A 20766-nucleotide genomic window follows, 5' to 3' on the forward strand; every position below is an offset into this window, starting at 1 on the left:
ACAGCTGTCCGGTTAGCAAGGACGGGTTTCGGCCAAGACCCGTGTGAGGAGGACGAGTGGGGCACCAGAAGGAAGCACCCCAGCGCGCCGACGCGCAGCGCAACCGCGAGCGCATCCTGGAGGTGGCCCTGGCCGAACTCACGCGCTCGGCGGACACCCCGCTGAGCGTGATCGCGAAGAAGGCGTGCGTCGGACAGGGCACGTTCTACCGGAACTTCCCCAACCGCGAGGCGCTGGTCCTGGAGATCTACCGGTACGAGATGCGCCAGGTCGCCGACAGCGCGGCGCACCTGCTGCGCACCCGGGAGCCCGACCGCGCGCTGCGCGAGTGGATGGACCGGCTGGCCCGGTTCGCCATGGCCAAGGCCGGGCTCGCCGACGCCATCCGGCAGGTGACCAGCGGGCCGGGGAGCCCCGACAAACCGGGACACAGCCCCGTGACCGACGCGGCCGACATGCTGCTGCGCGCCTGCGAGGAGGCCGGACTCATCCGCCCGGGGGTGACCGGGGAGGACTTCTTCCTCGCCATCGGCGGCCTCTGGCAGATCGACCCGTCCGGCGACTGGCAGCCGCGCGCCACCCGGCTGCTGGACCTGATCATGGACGGTCTGCGCGCGGGGGCACCCGGACCCTAGGGGCGCGGCGGGTGTCCACCGGCCCCACGCGCGGCCGGCGCCGCCGGGGCAAAGGGCCCCCGGGGCCTCACGCGACCGCCGTCGGGGCCAGTTCCCGCAGTTCGCGCAGGGCGGCCGCCACCGCCGGGCGGGCGTGGCCGCCGCCCCGGGTGCAGGTCAGCAGTCTGCGGTGCGGGTCGCCCGTGCAGCGGACCCGGGTGATCGGCAGGTCCGGGGTCAGATGGGCCAGGCGCGGGATCAGGGCGACCCCGAGTCCGTGGGCGACGAGATGGGCGGTGACGTTCCAGTCGAGGGCGTGGTGGACGATGTCCGGGGCGAAGCCGGAGGCGCCGCACGCGGCCATCACATGCGGCCGGCAGGGGCTCTCCGGTACCGGCGCGATCCACGGCTCGCGGGCCGCCTCGGCGAGGTCGACGCGCACGCGCCCTGCCAGCGGATGCCCCGTCGGGACCACCAGGTCGAACGGGTCGTCCAGCAGGGGCTGCTGGTCGAAGCGCTCGTCGCTCAGCGGCGGGTTGAGCGGGGTGGACTCCACCACGGCCAGATCGGTGGACCCCTCGAAGAGCAGGTCGAAGCTCCGCGGCACCCCGGCCTCCGCGATCCGCACCGACAGCCGCGGATGACGCTCGCCCAGCCGGGCGGCCATCGGCGCCAGCAGCACCGAGATCGCCACCGGGAACCCTGTGACGTGCAGCACCCCCGCCGGGGCGTCACGGTCGGCGCGCAGGTCCAACTCCGCCTGCTCCCAACGCGCCTGGATCGCGTCCGCATGGGCCAGCAGGCTCTCCGCGGCCGGGGTCAGCCGGACCCCGCGCCCCTGCGGCTCCAGCAGGTCGACGTCCAGGTCACGGGCGAGCTGGCGGATCTGCTGGGAGGCGGCGGACGGAGTGAAGTGCAGGGCGCGGGCGGCCGCGGTGACCGTGCCGTAGTGGGCGACCGCCCTGAGGACGTGCAGCCGGCGCAGGTCAATCATGAAGTCCACGCTTCACGGTGGTGTGCACAAAGTCAACCTGGACGTGTACGGAGCGGACGACGCACCCTTGCTGGTGTCGCGACGTTCGACAACCCGACGTACCAGCAAGCGAGGAGTCATCATGACCAGCACGACCGGCGCCGCGGGCACCACCGGCACCTTCTGCCCGTACTGCGGGTGGCCGGACGACGCCGAGCCGTTCCAGGTGGTCTCCCGGCACGGCACCGCGGCGGGCAGCACGGTGTGGACCCGCTGCGGCTGCGGCTCGTTGCAGGTCCGTGCCGTCGACGAGCGCGGCGCCCGTATCGTCTCCCGCAGCCGGCCCGCCGACCTCCCGTACAGCCGGGCCGGCCAGTGAGCGCGGACGGGGCCGTCGACCGGCGGCCGGCCCCGCCGTTCTGATCGAGGCCGGCAGACAGGAGGCAGGGACGTGCGCGAACTCCCTTTGTCCGGGGTGACGGTGGTCAGCGTGGAGCAGGCGGTGGCCGCGCCCTACGCCACCCGGCAGCTGGCCGATCTCGGCGCCCGCGTGATCAAGGTGGAGCGGCCGGGCGAGGGGGACTTCGCCCGGCGCTACGACACGACCGTCCACGGGCACTCCAGCTACTTCGTGTGGATCAACCGCTCCAAGGAGTCCCTCACGCTCGACCTGAAGGACCCCAGGGGCCTCGCCATCCTGCACCGGCTCCTCCGGGACGCCGACGTGTTCGTGCAGAACCTCGCGCCGGGCGCCGCCCGCCGTCTCGGTCTGGACAACGACGCGCTCACCCGCCGCCACCCCCGGCTCATCCCGTGCACGATCTCCGGCTACGGCACGAGCGGCCCGTGGGCGGACCGCAAGGCCTACGACCTGCTGATGCAGTGCCAGACGGGTCTGGTGTCGCTGACCGGGACCGCCGAGGCGACCGCGCGCACCGGGATCTCCGTCGCCGACATCGCGGCCGGGATGTACGCGTACAGCGGGGTGCTCACCGCCCTCTACACCCGCGCGACCAGGGGCACGGCCCACGCCGTGGAGGTGTCCCTGTTCGAGGCGCTGGCCGAGTGGATGGGCCAGCCCGCCTACTACACCCGGCACGGCGGCGAACAGCCCCCGCGCCTGGGCACCCGGCACGCCACGATCGCCCCCTACGGGACCTACGGCACGGCCGACGGCCGCGAGGTGCTGTTCTCCGTCCAGAACGAGCGCGAGTGGGCGGTGCTGTGCGCGGAGTTCCTGGGCCGGCCCGAGCTGACGGACGATCCACGCTTCGCCACGGGTTCCGACCGCGTGACCCACCGGGAGGAGCTGGACGCGATCATCGCCGCCCGCTGCGCCCGCGACAGCGCCGAGGAGCTGCTCGGGGACCTGGAGGCGATCGGCATCGCGTGCGCCGGCGTCAACGACGTCGCCGCCTTCCTCGACCATCCGGTGCTCGCCGCCCGCGGCCGCTGGCGCGAGGTGGCGGTGCCCGGCGCGACCGTGGAGGCGCTGCTGCCGCCCGCCGACCTGGCGGGCCTGACCGCGCGCATGGACCCGGTGCCGGCGGTGGGCGAGCACACCGAGGCGATCCTGACGGAACTGGGCCACTCCCCCGAGGACATCGGGACCCTGCGCGCGGACCGCGTCGTCTGAGACCTCGCCCCCACGCCCGCCCCCGCGCCCACGCCCGCCCCCGCGCCCACGCCTGCCGCCGCGCCTACGCCTGCCGCTGGTGCAGCGCCTCCAGGACGTCCTCGTCGGTGAGCTGGTCGAACTCCTCGTACCACTGGCCCACGGCCATGAACGCGGCCGGCTCGTAGAGGCACACCACCTCGTCGGCCTCGCCCCGCATCAGCGCGGCGGCCTCCGGCGAGGCGACCGGGGCGGCCAGCACGAGCCGGCCGGGGGCCCGCGCGCGCAGGGCGCGCAGGGCGGCGCGGGCGGTGGAGCCGGTCGCCAGTCCGTCGTCGACGACGACCACGGTCCGTCCGCGCACTTCGGGAGCGGGCCGGCCCCGGCGGTAGAGCTCCTCGCGGCGGCGCAGTTCGGCGCGTTCGCGCTCGACGACGGGCGCGAGGTCGGCCTCGTCCAGGCCCAGCCGGAACAGCGCGTCCCGGTCGAACACCGGAACGCCGTCACCGGCCATCGCGCCGACGCCGAACTCCTCGTGGAAGGGGGCGCCGATCTTCCGTACGACCAGGACGTCGAGGGGGGCGGCCAGCACCCGGGCGACCTCGGCGGCGACGGCGACACCGCCGCGGGGCAGTGCCAGCACGACCGGGTCGGGCAGGGCGCCCTCGTCCCGCCGCTCCCGCAGCCGCTCGGCCAGTTCCCGGCCGGCCTGCCGGCGATCACGGAACCGCATGGCGGATGCACTCCCTCCGCGCCGAGGACGGCGCCTGAGGCACCTGGTCGGCACCCGCGTACCCGCTTCCCGTCGCTCGAAGCGCCCGCCGCCCGGCATGGTCGGGCGGGTGTCGGGCAGGCGTGGTGCATGGTCGGTGACACGGGCGACTACGGGCAGGCGCGGCGGGCGGAGAGCGGGCACCGGGCGGTGGCGCAGGAGGACGAGGTCCGGATCGAGGCGTGGGCGGCGAGCCGGGAGAACTGTCTGGCGGAGGCGGTGGTGGCGATGGTGGAGTGCTTCGCCGACGTCTCCGGGGTGCGGCCGACGGGTGCCGGCCGCATCCGGCTGTACGAGGCCAGCGACGACGATCTGCTGGCCTGTCTGCTGGACGAGGTCCTGTACCGGCTCCAGGAGGACGGGCAGGTGCCGGTCGACGTCGAGGCGGACGAGGCCGCGGGCGGACTCGACGTGCGGCTGGCGGTCGCGCGGCTGGACGACGTACGGGTCACCGGGCCGGTGCCGACGGCCGTGGCCTGGGAGGAACTGCGCATCGGGCCGGGCCCTTACGGCTGGTCCTGCGCGGTCACGGTCGACGGCTGAGGCACCGCATGGCCGGGGTGGCGCGGGGGTACTCCGGGCCACATGACCGGCATCGACATCGGCAGTGACGCCTTCAACGACCACGCCTTCCTCGCGCGCCGGCACGCGTACGAGGGGGCCAACGTGTCCCCGCCGCTGGAGTGGAGCGGTGTACCGGACGACGCGTCGGAACTGGTGCTCCTCTGCGAGGACCCGGACGCGCCGTCGGGCAGCTTCGTGCACTGGATCGTGGTGGGGATCGACCCGCGCAGCGGCGGGGTGGGGGCGGGGCAGACCCCTCCGCGCGGGACCGAACTCGTCAACGGCTACGGCGAACGGGGCTGGGGCGGTCCCCATCCGCCGCCGGGGGACGACGCGCACCACTACCTGTTCCGGCTGTACGCCCTCTCCGGGCCGTGCGTGCTGCCCGACGCGCCCCGTGCGCGGCAGGTGCACGAGGCGGTCGAGGAGAAGCAGCTGGCGAGCGGCACGCTGGTGGGGCTCTACCAACGCTGACCGGCGGCCCGGTGTTCAGTGGGTGGGGTCCGCCCTGCTGATGTCCGCCAGGGCCGAGTGCGGGTCCTCCGTGGCGGCGAGGTCGCCGAGGCTGACCATGCCCACGGGGCAGCCGCCGTGTTCGACCACGGGGAGCCGGCGGACCGCGTACCGCCGCATCAGCTCGACGGCGTGGTCGGTGGTGTCCTCGGGGTCGAGCGTCACCAGCGGCGGGCGCGTGCACAGCGAACCGACCGTCGTGGCCTCGGGGTCGCTGCCCTCGGCGACGGCCCGCAGCACGATGTCGCGGTCGGTGAGCACCCCGAACAGGTCGCAGTCGTACGCCACGAGGACGTCGCCGATGTCCTGCTCGCGCATCAGGCGCGCCGCCCGCGCCACCGAGGTCATGGGCTCCACGGACGCGGTGTCCGACGACATCACGTCCCGTATGCGCCGGGTCATGGGCACCTCCCGGTCGTGGGTCGGCCTGGATTCCCCCGTGACCGCCGCGTAGCCCGCTGCGCGGCGGGTAAACCGGCCACGCCGGCCGGTTGCGCGCGCCCGGCCGTCCGCGGTTTGCCCGGCCGGTCCGTCACCCGCTTGGATGTGCCGGTCGCCGGCGGCCGGCGGCGGGGTACGGGGGCGGGCGGGACATGGTGGCGGGACGGACGCCGGGGCGGTTCGGGTGGCTGTGGGCGGCGTACGGGGTCAGCACGTTCGGCACCAGGTTCGCGTTCGACGCGTTCGCGCTGGTCGCGGTGCTGGTGCTGGACGCCCACCCGGTCGAGGTGTCGCTGCTGGCGGCGGTGGGACCGGCGGTCGGCGCGGTGCTCTCGGTGCCGCTCGGGCCGTGGGTGGAGTTCCGCCGCAAGCGCCCGGTGATGATCGCGACGGACCTCCTGCGGTGCGCGGTCCTGCTCAGCGTTCCGGCCGCGTACGCCCTCGGCGCGCTCACCGTGGCGCAGCTGCTGGTCGTGTCGGTCGTGGTCGCGGCGGCCGACATCACCTTCCACGCGGCCGTCGGGGCGTACCTCAAGGAGATCGTGCCGAAGGAGGAACTGCTCGTCGCCAACGGGCGGTTCGAGGCGACGACGTGGACGGCGACGATGCTGGGGCCGCCGCTCGGCGGGGCGGCGATCGGATGGCTGGGCCCGATGACGACGGTGGTGGCCGACGCGGTGAGCCATCTGCTGTCGGCGGGTGCGCTCGGCGCGGCCGGCGGTGAGGACCGCCGCCCGGTGCGTCCCGTGCCTCGCGTGCCTCCCGCGCCTCCCGGCAGGGGTGCGCGGCTGCGGGCGGGCGACCTCCTCGACGGGTGGCGGTACATCCTCGCCAGTCCGGCGCTGCGGCCGCTTTTCCTCAACACGGTCCTGGTGAGCGGGCTGATCATGGCGTCCTCGCCGCTGCTGGTCGTGCTGATGGTGGGCCCGCTCGGGTTCGCGCCCTGGCAGTACGGGCTCGCCTTCGCGGTGCCCTGCGTCGGCGGGCTGATCGGCTCCCGGCTGTCCCGCCGGCTGGTGGTGCGGTTCGGGTCGCAGCGGGTGCTGCGGGTCGCGGGGACCCTGCGGGCGTGCTGGTCGCTGGGACTTGCGTTCATCGGGCCGGGCACGGCGGGGCTGGTGCTCGTCATGGTGATCGAGTTCGGGCTGATCACCTGCATGGGCGTGTTCAACCCGGTGTTCGCCACCCGGCGGCTGGCACGCACTCCGGCGGACCGCGTGGTGCGGACGCTGTCCGCGTGGTCGGCGACGAGCAAGGCCGTCGTCGCCGCGCTGACCGCCCTGTGGGGGCTGCTGGCCGCCCTCACCGGCCCGCGGACCGCGATCGGTGTCGCCGGTGTCCTGCTGCTGGCCACACCGCTGCTGCTCCCCCGGCACGACCACGACGGCGGGCACCCGCACGAACCGGAACCCGCGCCGCTGCGCGCCGAGGAAGCCTGAACGGCCGGGGCGGGATTGGCCGCCCCGGCCGCCTTCCCGCGCCAGTCCTCTCCGGGTGCGCGTACCGGACGACCTGGCGGCGCTGCACTACCTGCAACCCCTCTACGACGAGCCCGAGTTCGTCGTCCACACCGTGTGGCGGCAGTTTGCGGGCTGGTACGACGGCAACCCGGCCCACCTCAAGCCGGCCACCGACGAGCAGCTCGCGGCCGAACTGGCAGCCCTGAGCGGAGGCGCTCAGGTCCTCGCCGACCGGGCACTGGAGCTCGCGCGTGCCGGCTCGCACCGTCTGGCGTGCCATCTCGCCCAACTCGCCGGAGACGCCGCCCCCGCGGACACCACCGTTCACACTGCCCGTGCCGAGGTCTACGCACTACGTGCCGCTCAGGAACGCAGCATCATGTCGACCGGCATCTTCACCTGGGCCGAGGCTGAATCACGAGGTGTGATCGCCGGCACCGACGCCACGACCGAACTCACCTCGGCGATGCCGACCCTCTGAACCCACGGCGTCACCCGACCGACTCAGGCGTCCCCGTCATCCTTATCGCGGTCCTGCAAGAGGGCCACTGGCCTCCGGGCCGGCATGACTGTTGCCCCCCGTCGACGGGATGACACCTGGGGGGTGGTGTCACCGGGTCCGAGGGGTGCCGTCGGAGACGCTGATCAGAGGTCCGACCACCGCCCGGCCGGGCGCAATGCCCGGCCGTCCGCGGGCGGCAGGTCTGCATGACGTGGATGCGCGAGAACGGCCCCCGAGCTCGGGGCCGGCACGCATCGACGCGTGTGGGGGCACCGTGATCGGCATCAACGACGTGGGCGTCTTCCCGGGGCCGGACGTCGGCTAGCAGGCGCATCACGGCCACGGCCTGACCCCGGCCGGCAAGAAGGTCTTCGACAAGTAGCTGCCCAACAGCGAACCGAAGCTGCGGGCCGTCTTCGCCAAGCTCACCGCCAAGTTCGGCACCGTGCTGGTGGTCGTGGACCAGCCCGCGTCCATCGGCGCCCTCCCACTGACCGTCGCCCGGGACGCCGGCTGCCAGGTCGCCCACCTGCCCGGACTGGCGATGCGTCCCGTCGCCGGCGAAATCGCCGGCCGCCGTTCACGAACAGCGCCGGGCCCTGGAAACCCGGATCGAGGCCCTGCTGGAGGCCCACCCTCTTTCCCAGGTCCTGCCCCCGATGCCCGGCATCGGCGTCAGGACCGCCGCACTCCCACCCAGGCCCTCCTCCGCCTCGCCCGCCACCGCGTCGGCGTCTTGTTCGCCATGCTCCGCGACGGGACTTTCCACGAGCCGAGGAGCCCCCGACTCGCTTGACGAAGGACAGAGAGGCACCCCCCGGCGCTCGGTGGGGTAGGTCACGGGGTGCTGTCAGGGCCCGGCGGCCGGGTCCGGGGTGACGACACGGGGAGAACGACCGTGACGGTGGTTCCGCCACCGGGGGGTGAAGTGATCTCCACGGTTCCGTGATGGGCGTGTACCACGGCTCGGACGATCGGCAGGCCGAGGCCCGATCCGCCGCGGGCCCGGCTGCGGCTGGCCTCGGCCCGCCAGAAGCGGTCGAACACCCGGCTCAGGTCCCGCGGCGCGATCCCCGGTCCGTCGTCGGTCACGCGCACGACGGCCGCGCCGTCCGCCTCTTCCAGGCAGACGTCGACCGTGGTGCCGTCCGGGGTGTGCTGGATGGCGTTGCCGATCAGGTTGTTGAGGATCTGCTGCAGCCGGGGGGCGTCCCCGGTCACGTGGACGAGGACGGGGGCATGCAGCCGGACGGGGCGGTCCGGGGCGACGACCCGGGCGTCCTGTACCACGTCGGTGGCCAGCCGGCGCAGGTCCACCTGGTCGGACTCCAGGGGACGGCCGGCATCCAGCCGGGCGAGCAGGGACAGTTCCTCGACGAGCAGACGCATGCGGCCGACCTCGCCGTCCACCCGTTCCAGTGCCCGGTCGAGGTCGGCGGGCGCGGTCAGGCCGCCCTGGTGATAGAGGTCGAGCCATCCGGAGATGGTCGACAGTGGGGTACGCAGTTCGTGCGAGGCGTCGGCGGCGAAGCTTCTGATGTGGTCCTCCGCGCGGGTCTGGACGTCGAAGGCGTCGTTGACCGCGACGGCGAGACGGTCGGTCTCGCTGTGTCTGCCGTAGGTGGGCAACCGTTCCTCACGGGCCCCGGAGGCGATCGCGTCGGCGGCGTCCGCCATCCGTTTCAGCGGCCGCAGACCGAACTCCAGTATCAGCAGAGCGGTGACGGAGGCCACGACGAGGGTGATCGCGACGCTGCCGGCCTGGCGGGAGATGAAGTCCGCTACGGTCACCCGGTCGATGTCCGTGCGGACGGTCAGGATGACGGCGGACGCTCGCACTTCCCCGGCCGGGGTGATGACGGTCAGGCCGCTGGTCGGGATGCGCCGGACGATCAGGTCGGGCACGGACGGGTGGTCCTTGAACGTGACGACCTGGTCGAGCCGGTCGGCGGTCAGGCCGTTGATCGCGTCCGGTACCCCGTCACCGGCCTGCTCGGCGACCTCCCCGTCGGGGCCGATGACGGTGATGCCGAGGACCGGTGCGACCAGGGCGGCGATCTGGCTGCTTCGGACCGTGCGCGGCTCATGGGCGAACGTCTCGTGCATGCGGTCGCCGGCGTCCCTCAGGGCGCTCTCGGCCCGATGGTCCAGGTAGGCGCGCAGGGTCAGGGCGCTGGCGATCGAGTTGCCGACAAGTCCTGCGGCCAGCAGCACGAGGACACCGGCCAGGATCCGGGCACGGATGGTGACCGGCCGGGGCGGGCGCAGCGCGGCGAGACGTGGCAGCTTCATGTGGTGGTGCGGCGCAGGCTGTAGCCGATGCCGCGGACCGTGTGGATCAGAGGCTCGCGGCCGTGGTCGAGTTTGCGGCGCAGGTTGGACACGAAGCGCTCCACGACGCCGGAGTCGCCGCCGAAGTCGTACTGCCAGACCGCTTCCAGGATCTGGGAGCGAGTCATGACGTGGTCGGGGTGGGAGAGCAGATAGTGCAGCAGCCGGTACTCGGTGGGCGACAGGTCGATCGCGTCACCGCCGCGGTGGACGGTATGACGCCGGTCGTCGAGTGCGAGGTCCGCGTAGCGCAGAACGCCGTCGTCGGCCGTGGAAGCGACGTTTCCGCGCGCCCGGCGGACCAGGGCCTGCAGGCGGGCGCCGACCTCGACGACGCTGAAGGGTTTGGTGACGTAGTCGTCGCCCCCGAGCCGAAGTCCCCGGACACGGTCCTCCACAGCGTCCCTGGCGGTCAGGAACAGCACAGGTGCGGTGACGCCCCGCGCGCGGATCAGCTGCAGGATGTCGAAGCCGTTGCCGCCGGGAAGCCCGACGTCCAGGACGATGACGTCCGGGATGTCACGGGCGAGGCTCGTGAGAGCCTGCGGCACATCCTCGGCGAAGCGGACATCGAATCCCGCGAAGCGCAGGGCCGAGTCCATCAGATCGCGGATGTTGGCGTCGTCCTCGACGACGAGGACCGTGTCCGGGGAGTTCATGAGGGGACGTCCTGCTCGGTCTTGGTGGGATGCGCCGCCGGAGCGGGCACCGGTTCGGGCTGATCCTGGCGGGGCTGGTCCAGGCGTGCCCCCTCAACATCCAGGTCGGGCAGCCACTTGTCCAGTCGCTTCGGCAGCCACCACGCCGCACGGCCGAGCAGCGCCATGACGGCCGGCACCAGGGTCAGCCGTACGACGAACGCGTCCAGGAAGACGCCCACCGCCAGAGCCAGGGCGATCGGCATAAGGGCCGGATCCTGTTCGAGCAGGAAACTCGCGAAGACCACCACCATGATCAGGGCGGCGGCGGTCACCACCCGCGCGGCGTTCCGGGCACCGCCGACGAGCGCGCCACGAGGATCCCCGGTCCGTACGTACTCCTCACGCACGGCGGAGACCAGGAAGACCTCGTAGTCCATGGCCAGGCCGAACAGGATGGCCATCACGATGATCGGAACGAAACTGGAGACCGGCCCGATGGAGGGCACGCCAAGCGCCTCGGCGAGCCATCCCCACTGGAACACGGCGACGATCACCCCGAACGAGGCACCGACCGAGAGCAGGAACCCCGCGGTCGCCTTGACGGGAACGGCGACGGAGCGGAAGGCGGCCAGCAACAGCAGCAGGGACAGCCCGACGACCACCAGGGCGAACGGCAGCAGGGCGGCGCTGAGCTTCTCGGAGACCTCGATACTGACGGCTGTCTGCCCGGTGACCGTGATCTCGCCGCCGTTCTCCTCCGCCAGTGGCACCAGGCGGTCCTGCAGGTCGGTGACCAGCTCACCGGTCTCCGCGTCGCGGGGTCCGGTCGAGGGAACGACCTGTACACGGGCCGCGGCGCCGTCCTCGGAGTACTCGACGGGTGAGGTGCGGGCGATGCCGTCGACCCCGTTCAGCTCATCGGCGACCTCCTCGGCGGTGGTTTTCAACGTCCCGGACGGCGCGTCGCTGACCAGGACCACCAGGGGGCCGTTGGCTCCGGGCCCGAAGGCCTCACCGACCTTGTCGTAGGTCTGCCGCACCGCGCTCGACGTCGGTTCGCTGCCTTCGTCGGGCAGCGCGAGCTGGAGCTGAGTGGCAGGCAGGGCGAGAGCGCCCATGGCCACGGTGACGGTCACGACCGTACGCCAGGGGCGGCGCACGACGGCTGCGACCCAGCGCGCTCCCGCCGAAGGCTTCGTCCCGGGGTCACTGTCGTGCCGCATCCGGCGCGCGGCCCGCGAGTCCGGCTTCGGCCGCAGCCGCTCGCCCGTCATCGTCAGCAGCGCCGGCAGGAGGAACAGGGACATGGCCACCGCGACGGCCACGGCGACGGCGGCGCCGAACCCCATGGAGACGAGTGCGGGAACGCCGGTGACGGTGAGCCCGACCAGCGCGATGATCACGGTCAGTCCGGCGAAGCACACCGCGCTGCCGGCGGTGGCAGTCGCTCGCGCGGCCGCCTCCCGCACGGTGCGGCCCTGCAGCAGCTCGGACCGGTGGCGCGCGAGGATGAACAAGGCGTAGTCGATGCCGACCGCCAGTCCCAGCATGATCGACAGGGACGGTGTCTTCTCGTAGATGTCGAACACCGAAGCGAGCGCCATCAGGGCGGCCATGCTGGTGCCCACACTGAGCAGGGCTGTGACCAGTGGCAGGCCGGCGCTCACCAGCGAACCGAACGTGACGGCCAGCACCACGAGGGCCACCAGTACGCCGAGGGCCTCGGCCGGACCGACCGGCGGCCCGGTCTCCTCGAAGGCGTCACCGCCGAAGAGGACGTCCAGACCGGCGGCGCGGCTGCTGTCGGCGGTGTCCTCCAGAGCGTCGAGGTCGGCCTCGGGGACCTCCTCGTGCTCCGCGGCGGAGAACCGGACCTGGGCCACCGCCGTGCGCCCGTCCGGTGACACCGTTCCGCTCTCCACCGGGTCCGTGACCGAGGTGACACCCGGCACGGTGGCAGCGGCGGTCAACGACTCCTTCATCGCCCCGGCCGTGGCCGGGTCCTTGAACGAGGCGCCCTCGGGCGCCTCGAAGACGATGTCGGCACTGCGGTTCTCGGACGAGGGGAAGTGACGGTCCATCTCGGTGAGGGCGCTCTGGGCCTGTGAGCCGGGGATCTCCGTCTCGGAGGTGAAGTTCCCCGCGAAACCGACGCTCAGGGCGACGACGGCGGCCACCACGAGCAGCCATGCGGCCAGGACCGCACGGCGTCGGCGCGCGGCGAACAGCCCCCATCGATGAAGCAGCACAGCCATGGTCATCACTCATTCCGGTCGGATCGGCAACTGGGCCTCATCCGAGCCGCGGAATCTGACGGAAAACCCACGCTGTACCTGACGGTTTCCTGACGACCGGGGCAGCTGACGGAAAGCTGCGTTTTGACTGACGATTCCCTGAAGGTTCGCGGTGGAGGGCCGAATGGACTACCGACCGGCCGGTGAACCGTCCTAACGTCGTCCACGACGAGAGCAGTCGACCGGAGGACGTCGAGGCGCCGCGGCACACCGCCTCGGGTGTGCCTGATCCGGCAAACGACCAGCGGGACCGTGCTCAGCGGCTCGTTGCACACCGCGCCCGGGTGCCGTGACCGGTGCGGGCCTCCCTCGGCTCTCGGGCTTTCCTCAGTCTCACGGGCATCGCTGTGTCAGCACCCGCCCGGTCAAGGAGCGAACGTGTCCACATCCGAGAACCAGTTGTCCCGCCGCGCTTTCGGTGGTGCCGTCGGAGCGGGAGTCGCCGCGGCAGCGGTCGGGTTGTCCGCGTCCGCGGCGCACGCCATGTCCGCGGCGTCGGCGAACTCCGCGGAGCAGCCGTTCCGGGCCGCGGCGGACCAGGATTCCACACGGCCGAACATTCTCTTCATCCTCAGCGACGACCTCGGCTGGGCCGACCTCTCGTGCTACGACTCGCCGCACATCAGGACACCGAACCTCGACCGGCTGGCCGCGCAGGGCGTCCGCTTCACCCACGGCTACGCGGGCTCGGCGACCTGCTCCCCCACCCGGATCAGCCTCTACACCGGCCGCTACCCCGGGCGGGTGAAGGCCGGTCTCGAGGAACCCATCCAGGGCGACGGAGCAGGTCTGGAACCCACCCACCCCACGCTCGCCTCGCTCCTGGGCCGCGCGGGCTACACGACCGCGATGATCGGCAAGTGGCACTGCGGCAGTCTGCCGGACCACTCACCCACGAAGTCGGGCTGGGACGAGTTCTTCGGGAATTTCGGCGGATCCCTGGAGTACTACTCGAAGATCGCCGAGGGCGGGCACTACGACCTGTACGAAGGTGAGACCTCTTACAGCGACCTGCGCTACTACACACAGGTCATCACGGAGCGCGCGACCGAGTTCATCGGGCGTGACCACCGGCAGCCCTGGCTGCTGAACCTCAACTTCACCACCCCGCACTGGCCGTGGATCGCCGAGGGCGACACGGAGGAAGCGGCCCGGCTGGAGAAGCTTCTGCGCGAAGTGCCGCCGGAGCGGACCACGTACGTCCTCGCGCACACCGACGGCGGATCGCTGGACACGTACCGGCAGATGGTGGAGGGACTGGACCGGTCCGTCGGCGAGGCCCTTCAGGCGCTGGAGGACTCCGGGCAGGCGGACAACACCCTCATCGTGTTCTCCAGCGACAACGGCGGCGAACGTTTCTCGTACAGCTGGCCGCTCGCGGGTGGCAAGTCCACCCTGCAGGAGGGCGGCATCCGGGTACCGACCATCGTGCGGTGGCCCGCTCGGATCGACGGCGCTCAGGTCAGCGAGGTGCCGGTCTTCACCCCTGACTGGACCGCCACCCTGCTGGAGGTCGCCGGCACGCGCCCCGACCCGGCCTTACCGCTGGACGGCGTGAGTCTCGCCGGCTACCTGGTGCGCGGCGAGGGCGTCCCGCAGCGGGACCTGTTCTGGCGGCAGGAGACCGAGCGGGCCCTTCGCCGCGGCAAGTGGAAGTACCACCGCGCGGCCGACGCGAGGATACCGGCCTACGACGACCAGGACGTCCTGTTCGACCTGGAGCAGGACCCCGGCGAGTGCGTCAACCGGGCGACGCACGAACCGGAGCTGCTCGCCGAACTCAAGGCGGCCTGGGAGAAGGTGGACGCGGGCCTTCTCCCCTATCCGGCGGCGTAGCGGCCCACGGCAGGCCTGAGGGGCCGACGGCCGGGTGTGAGGGGCAGGGGCCGCATCCTCACGCTCGCGGTCCGTTCGGTACGGCCGCGTGGGCTCGCGCGGCCCCGGCGCTCCGGCCGCGTGTGCGCCGACTCGGCTCCCGGACGGTCGCGGAGGCGTGCGGCGGAGCGGAATGAGCCGGGGGCCGGCTCGCACATCGCGTCCGCCCCTCGGCAGAGGAAGAGACGAACAGCCGAACGGAGAGACTGAGAACGATGAGGACAACGCAAGTCATGCGGACGGGGGCGACGATTGCCGCACCCCGTACGGTGGCCGTCCCTGCGCCGGCCACGACGGTCGCGCCCTTGGGCACGCCCGCGACGGGCGGCGCGGCCGGCGCCGCCCGTGGACGGCGGCCGAGGGTGTCGATCGACACCACGAACACCTGTTTCCCCCACACCGGCGTCGCCTGCCCGCGACCGCCGTACGACGAGACCGGTCACCCCTTTCACCGCGTCCACGAGCCGGTCGGCGGTGACCTCTTCGACGTGCGGTTGCCGAGGACCACGTCGGCCCGGGACAGGAACGGTGACCGATGAGGACCCGGCTCCGGCGTCCGCTCCGCGTCACCGTGGGCATCGTGGCCGTGCTGGTCGTCGGCGCCGGGGTGAGTGAGGCAGTCGCCCGGCAGGCACTGACCGAACGGGTGACCACCGCTCTCGCCGGCAACCTCGGCTCCGAACCGGAGGTGTCATTCGGCTCACGTCCGGTGCTGCTCGCGGCCCTCGACGACGCACTCCCCTCGATAACAATGTCGGGACACGCGGACACCGCCGGTTACGCCGACGTACCGGTTTCCGTCCGGCTGTCCGACGTCACCATCGACGAGGATCGGCACACCACCCACGTGTCCGGTTCCCGTGTCACAGCCGACGTGTCCACCGACGCCATGACCCGGCGCATGGCTTCCGGTGACGGCAAGGATGCCGCCATGATCTCCGGCGTCACGAGCGACCCCGCAGCGGGGACCTTGGTCCTGGCCCTCAGGGGCGGCCTGGCGACGGTCCAGGTCGCGCCCACCGTGGCCGACGGCAAGCTGCACCTGTCGGTCACCGGCGGCGAGGTGTTCGGCTCCGCCGCCCCGCAGGCTCTGTTGGACCGCGTACAGACGGCCATCGACGCTCTGCCCACGCAGGACGAGACGGAGCGACAGGGCGGCGGAGCCGCGCTCGGCCTCCGGCTGGCGAAGGTCACTGTCACGGACGACGGTCTACGGGCCAGCCTCTCCGGTGGCAGCGCCGAACTCCGACGTACGCAGACGTGACGGATCAGCGGACCACCAGCTCGCGGGACCCACGGTGTGCGGCGGAAGCGCCTGCACGACTGCCGCCTCAGAGGCGACGGCGTTCACCGCACCATGCTCGGCATCGCCCGCCTGCGCAACCTAACCCTCACCGGATGACGGGCAGACAGGCAGGTCGACCCGCGTGACACATCCGATGTACGAGACACCGTCCAGAACAGGAAAGGTTCTGAGATTCTTGTCGCCCACCCCTCGCAGCAGACTCATAGACCGTACGTCCGTCGTCGGTCCGGTCGGCCTCTCCGAGCCGGCGGGCGGTCCCGTCGACGGGTTCGACCGGGCCGATGCCTACGTCGCCTGCCTGGACCCTGCCCTCACCATCCAGCTGGTCAACCGGGAGTTCGACCGCCGCTTCGGGGGAGCGGCGTCCCCTCTCTGCGGCAAGCACTTCTGCGGCCTGGTCCACCCCAGCGTCCGACAGCCCCTCATGGTGCACTTCTCGCGCATGCTGGAGGGCAAGCGGCACCGGTTCACCACGGAGATCATCACGGGCGGCAGGGAGAACACCACCTCCATGCTTCCACTGAACGCCATGGCGGTCCGTGGCGGCCACATCCCAGACGTGGCGACGATCCTCGTTGTGATGTCCCCCGCGGACGAGAAGACCGGATCCACTGAGGTGCTGACACCGAGCAAGAAGCTCCTGACCGAGATCGACGCCCGCATCCTGGAAGGCATAGCGGCCGGAGTCTCCACGATCCCCCTCGCCTCCCGTCTGCACCTCAGCCGTCAGGGCGTCGAGTACCACGTCACCGGCTTGCTCCGCGCGCTCAAGGTCCCCAACCGCGCCGCCCTCGTCTCCCGCGCCTACTCCATGGGCGTGCTCAAGGTCGGCACCTGGCCGCCGAAGGTCGTCAAGGACTTCATCAAGTGAGTGCATGTTCCTGCTGACTGTTCTCTATCCGCTCGGGTGGCCGGGTGCGGTTCGAACACCGGCCTGGTCCGGGTGAGTCTGCCGGTGCCGGGATGACTGGCGGGCCGGGGCGGACGGCCGGAGGGTTACTGGCACCGGCAGATGCTCGACGCGATCCGCTACTTGTCGACAACGGCATCAAGTGGCGGGCGACGCCGTCCGACTTCCTGTCAGTCACATGGAATCACGCGTCGCAGGAGCCCTCTCGTATCCTGCGGCGTCTCCATGGACTGAGGAGGCGTGTTGGGCAGCGCGGTGGTGCTGGAGGAGAAGTGGCCGGTCCATGGTCGGCATGAGCGGGCGGCCGAGTGGTTGCGGGTGTGAACGGATCTTGAGAGGGCTCCGAGGACGATCGACGCCCGCGCGCGGGTTTGGCCGAGTACGTGCCGATCTGCGAGCGGGACGACGTCGGCCTAGACGGCGCCGGGGACCGCCTCCGTGACGCCGTTCAGCGGCGAGGCGGGGTCGGTGCCGTAGGGGCGGGTGAGGGCTTCCAGGCCGTGGCCGGCCGGGTCATGGAAGTAGACGCCTCGTCCGCCGTCGTTGCGGTTGATCCGGCCCGGGTGCCTGCCGTGCGGGTCCGCCTGGATGGGGACCCCCGCGGCCACGAGCCGGGCGAGGATCGCGTCGAACTCGTCCTCGGAGACGAGGAACGCGTAGTGCTGCGCCGGGATGTCGATGCCGACGGTCGCGAAGTCCAGGGTGACTCCGTTGGCGGTGGTCACCGGCAGGAACACACCGGCGGGTTGCCCGACCTCCAGCCCCAGGATGTCGGCGAAGAAACGGGCGGACTCCTCCCGGTCACGGGAGAGGACAATGGTGTGGTTGAGCTCGACTGACACGGTGTCAATGCCTCCATGGGCATCCGCGGCGCCTCCATGCCTCACCCAGCCGGTGACCGACACGCGATGCCGCGCACGGAAGCCTAGACACTGCGGTGAGGGGCTGTCGAGCGCTATTGCGCCGGACCCCCGTCCGTCCCGGCCTCGGCCCCGACGGCGTCGTCCACGCGGTCGGCCACCCACGCCAGGAAGTCCCGCACCGCCGTCCCGGGCAGGGTGAGCGCCGCCTCCCGGGGACGCTCGAAGCTGCGCAGCGCGTCGGTGACCAGCGGCCGGAAGGACTCCTCGGAGGCGGCGATCACCTCGGCGGCCCGGCGCTTGGCGAACCAGCGGCCGGTGCGGCAGTACACCACGGAGCGGCAGCCGTTGAGCACCCGGTTGTCGGCCACGTGCCCCTCGCCGTCGGTGTGCTCGCGCACCGAGGCGCGGAGCGCGGCCAGCACGTCGGAGCGCTCCGGGGCGGCGATCACCTCCCGCACCGGCCTGCCGAACAGCGGGATGCCCGACTGGTGGGCGAGGGACCGGTCGAGGACGTACCAGAACGCCGGCGCCTCCCGCGGGTCGTAGCTGGTCCGCCCGGGCAGGGACGGTCCGGTGTTGAGGTCCAGCAGGTACCCGGCCCCGCCGGACGGACGGGCGGCGAAGTCGGCGGGGTAGGCGACCAGTTCCAGCCCGGCCGCGGGGCAGGTCAGGGCGGGGTGGGCCAGTGCCGCGGCCAGGTCGGGCAGCGCCGGCCGGGGCAGCGCGGGGTCCACCACCACCGTCACGTCGACGTCGCTGCGTCCGTGGCGGTAGTCGCCGAGCGCGAGGGATCCGACGGCGAGGACGCTCAGCAGGTGGGGTCCGCAGACGGCGCGGGTGCGGCGGACCAGCTCGTCCAGGTAGGGGCGCAGCTCACGGGGCGGGAGGTCGTCGGGACGGCTCATGGGACCAGTGTCCCGGCGGGCGCCCCGCACCGCCGCCTCAGCGCCACAATTCGTCGCTGTCGCACACGCGCGCGCCCATGTTGCGTTCCATCATGCGCAGGGCGGCGTCCGCCAGGTCGGCGTGGATGTGGGCGACGGCGTCCCGCGGGACGACCACGTCGATGTGGCGGATGTGCGCGTCGAGCGAGGAGTAGAGGACGCACTGCTCCGTCACCTGGCCGCACAGCACCAGCCGCTCGATGCCCTGCTGGGTGAGGAGGTAGCCCAGCGGGGTCTCGAAGAAGATCGAGTGCCGGGCCTTGACGACGAAGAGGGAGGACCCGTCGGGCCGCAGCGGCTCCACGAGCCGCGCGTGCGGCCCCGACAGGGCCCGGTCCACCAGCTCACCGTGGTGGGAGCGCCACTCGCCGAAGTTGTCGTTGACGTAGATCACCGGCACGTCCCGTCGTCGCGCCCGCTCCAGCAGGGTGGAGACGACGGGTACGACCGACTCCGCGGACGGGATCAGCAGTTCGGCGTCCGGATGCTCGTAGGTGTTGATCATGTCGATGACGATCAGCGCGGTCTTGCCCATGCCCCCAGGGTTCCACCCGCAAAGCCGGGTCAGACGTGTTTGCTCGCGCGTACATCATCGGTGTCGTCCGCCGGGGCCGTTCGACGCCGCTCGGGCGCCGGGCGCGCGGGAGAGGGCGAGGGGCCGCCGGTGGAGGCCCCGGCGGGGTCGGAGGCCCCGCCGGAGGGTGGTGCGGGGGTGCCGTACGGTACGCCTGTGACCGCCTACAGCCCTGAGAACGCCCCGGGCCGCCACGGCCCTTCCGCCACCGTCGAGGCCTCGCCCCGCGAGGTGGGCCGGGTGCGCACCGAGTACTCGCCCGCGCACGACGGCGACCCCGATCCCGGGGAGATCGTGTGGACCTGGGTGCCCTTCGAGGAGAACGACGGCCGGGGCAAGGACCGTCCGGTCCTGGTCGTCGCCCGTGAGGCGGCCGGGACCTTCCTCGCCGTGCAGCTGTCCAGCAAGCGGCACAGCGGGGACCGCGAGTGGGTACCGATCGGCAGCGGGCCGTGGGACCGCTCGGGCCGGGACTCGTGGGTCGACGTGGACCGGGTGCTGCGGCTGCACGAGGACGGCATGCGCCGGGAGGCGTGCGCGCTGGACCGGATGCGGTTCAACCTCGTGCGTCAGCGGCTGCGGGAGCGCTACGGCTGGCACTGAGCCCCGCCGGGTCCGCTCCGGCCCGCAGGTCCGCGAAGGTCCGCGCGAAGGCGGCGCGGACGGCGCCGTCGCGGGTGCGGTCCAGGACGCCGAACACCACGTGGTCGAAGGCCCCCGAGAAGCGCCCGCCCGGTGCGAGGTGGGACCGGAACGCCTCCGCCACCTGGACCGGGTCGTTGCGGAACACCCCGCAGCCCCAGGCTCCCAGCACCAGCCGGCGGTAGCCGTGGGCCACGGCGGTCTCCAGGACCCGCTCGGACCGGACCGCCAGCGCGCGGGGCAGCTCCCGTGCGCGCTCGGGCGTCCTGGAGAGGATCACGCCCGCGTTGGGCGCGGCCGAGGTGAGGAAACCGGCCGTGAACGGCTGGTCCAGGAGGCGGCCGCGGTCGTCGCGGAAGACCGGCACGGCGGGTGAGTGGACGACCCGGTCCGTGTAGAACGGGTCGCGGTGGGAGCGGTGGTGGTCGTAGAAGCCGTCGGCGCGCAGCAGACAGGCGTACAGCGCGGAGGCGCGGCACAGGGCCTCCTCCTGGGCCTGGGCGCCGTTGAGGTATCCGCCGCCCGGGTTGCGGGCGGAGGCGAAGTTCAGCACGGCGGGGGCGCCGTCCTCGCCGGTGAGGCGGCGCGCGGCCTCCAGGCTGCTCTCCCCGGTGACCTCGATCCGGGTCCGCACCGGACGGAAATCCGGGAACGCGACCGGTTCCGGGCCGTGCGTGCGCGTGCCGCGGGCCGCGGCCTCGACCGCCGCCGCGACGGACACCTCGTGTCCGCCGGGTGCGCGGTAGGAACCCACCGCCACGATCCGCTCGGTCTCGCGGGCGATGCTCCGCAGGCGCGCGCTCACGGCGCCACCCCCGTAGCCGCCGTGACCGCGGGCCGCGCGGTCCCTCTCGTCGTGCTCATGCAGGCATCGTGAGCGATGCTGGTGATGCGGCGCAACGGAGTTTCGCCGCCCCCGGAAGTCCCGGGAA

21 protein-coding genes and 2 pseudogenes are annotated in these 20766 nt (G+C 72.5%); 13 read left to right on the plus strand and 10 right to left on the minus strand.

All coding sequences use genetic code 11. From position 1 onward, the window contains the following. The first annotated feature begins 56 nt into the window (after positions 1–56). Positions 57–635: a TetR/AcrR family transcriptional regulator gene (locus tag FHX78_RS02195; protein ID WP_145865770.1), complete on the plus strand. Its 579-nt coding sequence runs from the start codon at positions 57–59 to the stop codon at positions 633–635. Between the two features lie 67 nt (positions 636–702). Here FHX78_RS02195 and FHX78_RS02200 read toward each other — a convergent pair whose 3' ends face one another. Continuing rightward, positions 703–1608 (minus strand): LysR family transcriptional regulator, encoded by a 906-nt coding sequence (locus tag FHX78_RS02200; RefSeq protein WP_145865771.1) that lies wholly within the window; start codon positions 1606–1608, stop codon positions 703–705. 121 nt (positions 1609–1729) lie between these two features. Between FHX78_RS02200 and FHX78_RS02205 the strand changes: the two genes are divergently transcribed. Continuing rightward, positions 1730–1966: a hypothetical protein gene (locus FHX78_RS02205; RefSeq protein ID WP_145865772.1), complete on the plus strand. Its 237-nt coding sequence runs from the start codon at positions 1730–1732 to the stop codon at positions 1964–1966. 72 nt (positions 1967–2038) lie between these two features. Continuing rightward, positions 2039–3223, plus strand: coding sequence for a CaiB/BaiF CoA transferase family protein (locus tag FHX78_RS02210; RefSeq protein WP_145865773.1), 1185 nt, complete (start codon positions 2039–2041; stop codon positions 3221–3223). A 64-nt stretch (positions 3224–3287) separates the two neighbouring features. On the opposite strand, the gene FHX78_RS02220 is transcribed toward FHX78_RS02210, so the two are convergent. Further along, a complete protein-coding gene (locus tag FHX78_RS02220) occupies positions 3288–3935 on the minus strand; it encodes a phosphoribosyltransferase (protein WP_145865774.1) in 648 nt (215 codons plus the stop codon). 129 nt (positions 3936–4064) lie between these two features. On the opposite strand from FHX78_RS02220, the gene FHX78_RS02225 reads away from it, so the two are divergent. Both FHX78_RS02225 and FHX78_RS02230 read left to right on the plus strand, forming a co-directional pair. Next, on the plus strand, positions 4065–4517 hold the full coding sequence (locus FHX78_RS02225) for an archease (RefSeq protein ID WP_145865775.1): 453 nt from the start codon (positions 4065–4067) through the stop codon (positions 4515–4517). Between the two features lie 42 nt (positions 4518–4559). Continuing rightward, entirely contained in the window at positions 4560–5012 is a 453-nt protein-coding gene (locus FHX78_RS02230) for a YbhB/YbcL family Raf kinase inhibitor-like protein (RefSeq protein ID WP_145865776.1), read from the plus strand. Between the two features lie 15 nt (positions 5013–5027). On the opposite strand, the gene FHX78_RS02235 is transcribed toward FHX78_RS02230, so the two are convergent. Continuing rightward, positions 5028–5453 carry a CBS domain-containing protein gene (locus FHX78_RS02235; RefSeq protein ID WP_145865777.1) on the minus strand — a complete coding sequence of 142 codons (426 nt, stop codon included), beginning with the start codon at positions 5451–5453 and terminating at the stop codon, positions 5028–5030. A gap of 191 nt (positions 5454–5644) precedes the next feature. On the opposite strand from FHX78_RS02235, the gene FHX78_RS02240 reads away from it, so the two are divergent. From FHX78_RS02240 to FHX78_RS38135, 3 genes and pseudogenes are all read left to right on the plus strand, one after another. Beyond that, a complete protein-coding gene (locus FHX78_RS02240) occupies positions 5645–6931 on the plus strand; it encodes an MFS transporter (protein WP_145865778.1) in 1287 nt (428 codons plus the stop codon). 55 nt (positions 6932–6986) lie between these two features. Then, the gene (locus FHX78_RS02245; RefSeq protein ID WP_145865779.1) at positions 6987–7433 is read left to right on the plus strand and encodes an alkyl sulfatase dimerization domain-containing protein; all 447 of its coding nucleotides are present in this window, start codon (positions 6987–6989) and stop codon (positions 7431–7433) included. Positions 7434–7728: 295 nt separating this feature from the next. After that, positions 7729–8046, plus strand: a pseudogene (locus tag FHX78_RS38135) (IS110 family transposase); the annotation flags it as partial. A gap of 245 nt (positions 8047–8291) precedes the next feature. On the opposite strand, the gene FHX78_RS02255 reads toward FHX78_RS38135, so the two are convergent. The 3 genes from FHX78_RS02255 to FHX78_RS02265 are packed head-to-tail and all read right to left on the minus strand — an operon-like array spanning position 8292 to position 12681. Continuing rightward, positions 8292–9746 (minus strand): sensor histidine kinase, encoded by a 1455-nt coding sequence (locus FHX78_RS02255; protein ID WP_145865780.1) that lies wholly within the window; start codon positions 9744–9746, stop codon positions 8292–8294. After that, on the minus strand, positions 9743–10444 hold the full coding sequence (locus tag FHX78_RS02260) for a response regulator transcription factor (protein WP_145865781.1): 702 nt from the start codon (positions 10442–10444) through the stop codon (positions 9743–9745). Before FHX78_RS02260 ends, FHX78_RS02255 begins: the two co-directional genes overlap by 4 nt. Further along, positions 10441–12681 (minus strand): MMPL family transporter, encoded by a 2241-nt coding sequence (locus FHX78_RS02265; RefSeq protein ID WP_145865782.1) that lies wholly within the window; start codon positions 12679–12681, stop codon positions 10441–10443. The genes FHX78_RS02260 and FHX78_RS02265 overlap by 4 nt, the downstream gene beginning before the upstream one ends. Before the next feature lie 417 nt (positions 12682–13098). Between FHX78_RS02265 and FHX78_RS02270 the strand changes: the two genes are divergently transcribed. The 4 genes and pseudogenes from FHX78_RS02270 (at position 13099) to FHX78_RS02285 (ending at position 16772) form a co-directional block, all read left to right on the plus strand. Continuing rightward, complete coding sequence (locus FHX78_RS02270; RefSeq protein WP_229923932.1) at positions 13099–14556, plus strand: sulfatase family protein; 1458 nt, start codon at positions 13099–13101, stop codon at positions 14554–14556. A 574-nt stretch (positions 14557–15130) separates the two neighbouring features. After that, positions 15131–15859, plus strand: coding sequence for an LmeA family phospholipid-binding protein (locus FHX78_RS02275; RefSeq protein ID WP_145865783.1), 729 nt, complete (start codon positions 15131–15133; stop codon positions 15857–15859). Positions 15860–15904: 45 nt separating this feature from the next. Further along, positions 15905–15997, plus strand: a pseudogene (locus FHX78_RS02280) (IS5/IS1182 family transposase); the annotation flags it as partial. Positions 15998–16076: 79 nt separating this feature from the next. Next, the gene (locus FHX78_RS02285; protein WP_373313027.1) at positions 16077–16772 is read left to right on the plus strand and encodes a LuxR C-terminal-related transcriptional regulator; all 696 of its coding nucleotides are present in this window, start codon (positions 16077–16079) and stop codon (positions 16770–16772) included. A 452-nt stretch (positions 16773–17224) separates the two neighbouring features. Here FHX78_RS02285 and FHX78_RS02300 read toward each other — a convergent pair whose 3' ends face one another. The 3 genes from FHX78_RS02300 to FHX78_RS02310 form a co-directional block, all read right to left on the minus strand. Further along, the gene (locus FHX78_RS02300; RefSeq protein ID WP_145865784.1) at positions 17225–17653 is read right to left on the minus strand and encodes a VOC family protein; all 429 of its coding nucleotides are present in this window, start codon (positions 17651–17653) and stop codon (positions 17225–17227) included. Between the two features lie 113 nt (positions 17654–17766). Continuing rightward, entirely contained in the window at positions 17767–18579 is an 813-nt protein-coding gene (locus tag FHX78_RS02305) for an aminoglycoside adenylyltransferase domain-containing protein (RefSeq protein WP_145865785.1), read from the minus strand. A 37-nt stretch (positions 18580–18616) separates the two neighbouring features. After that, positions 18617–19153, minus strand: coding sequence for a cysteine hydrolase family protein (locus tag FHX78_RS02310; RefSeq protein ID WP_145865786.1), 537 nt, complete (start codon positions 19151–19153; stop codon positions 18617–18619). A 195-nt stretch (positions 19154–19348) separates the two neighbouring features. Between FHX78_RS02310 and FHX78_RS02320 the strand changes: the two genes are divergently transcribed. Then, a complete protein-coding gene (locus tag FHX78_RS02320; RefSeq protein WP_145865788.1) occupies positions 19349–19795 on the plus strand; it encodes a type II toxin-antitoxin system PemK/MazF family toxin in 447 nt (148 codons plus the stop codon). Here the strand turns inward: FHX78_RS02320 and FHX78_RS02325 are convergent. Continuing rightward, positions 19749–20639: a TIGR02452 family protein gene (locus FHX78_RS02325; RefSeq protein WP_167531659.1), complete on the minus strand. Its 891-nt coding sequence runs from the start codon at positions 20637–20639 to the stop codon at positions 19749–19751. The genes FHX78_RS02320 and FHX78_RS02325 overlap by 47 nt on opposite strands. Positions 20640–20766 lie beyond the last annotated feature (127 nt).

Origin of the sequence: Streptomyces capillispiralis, from assembly GCF_007829875.1 — a bacterium.
Lineage (GTDB): Bacteria > Actinomycetota > Actinomycetes > Streptomycetales > Streptomycetaceae > Streptomyces > Streptomyces capillispiralis.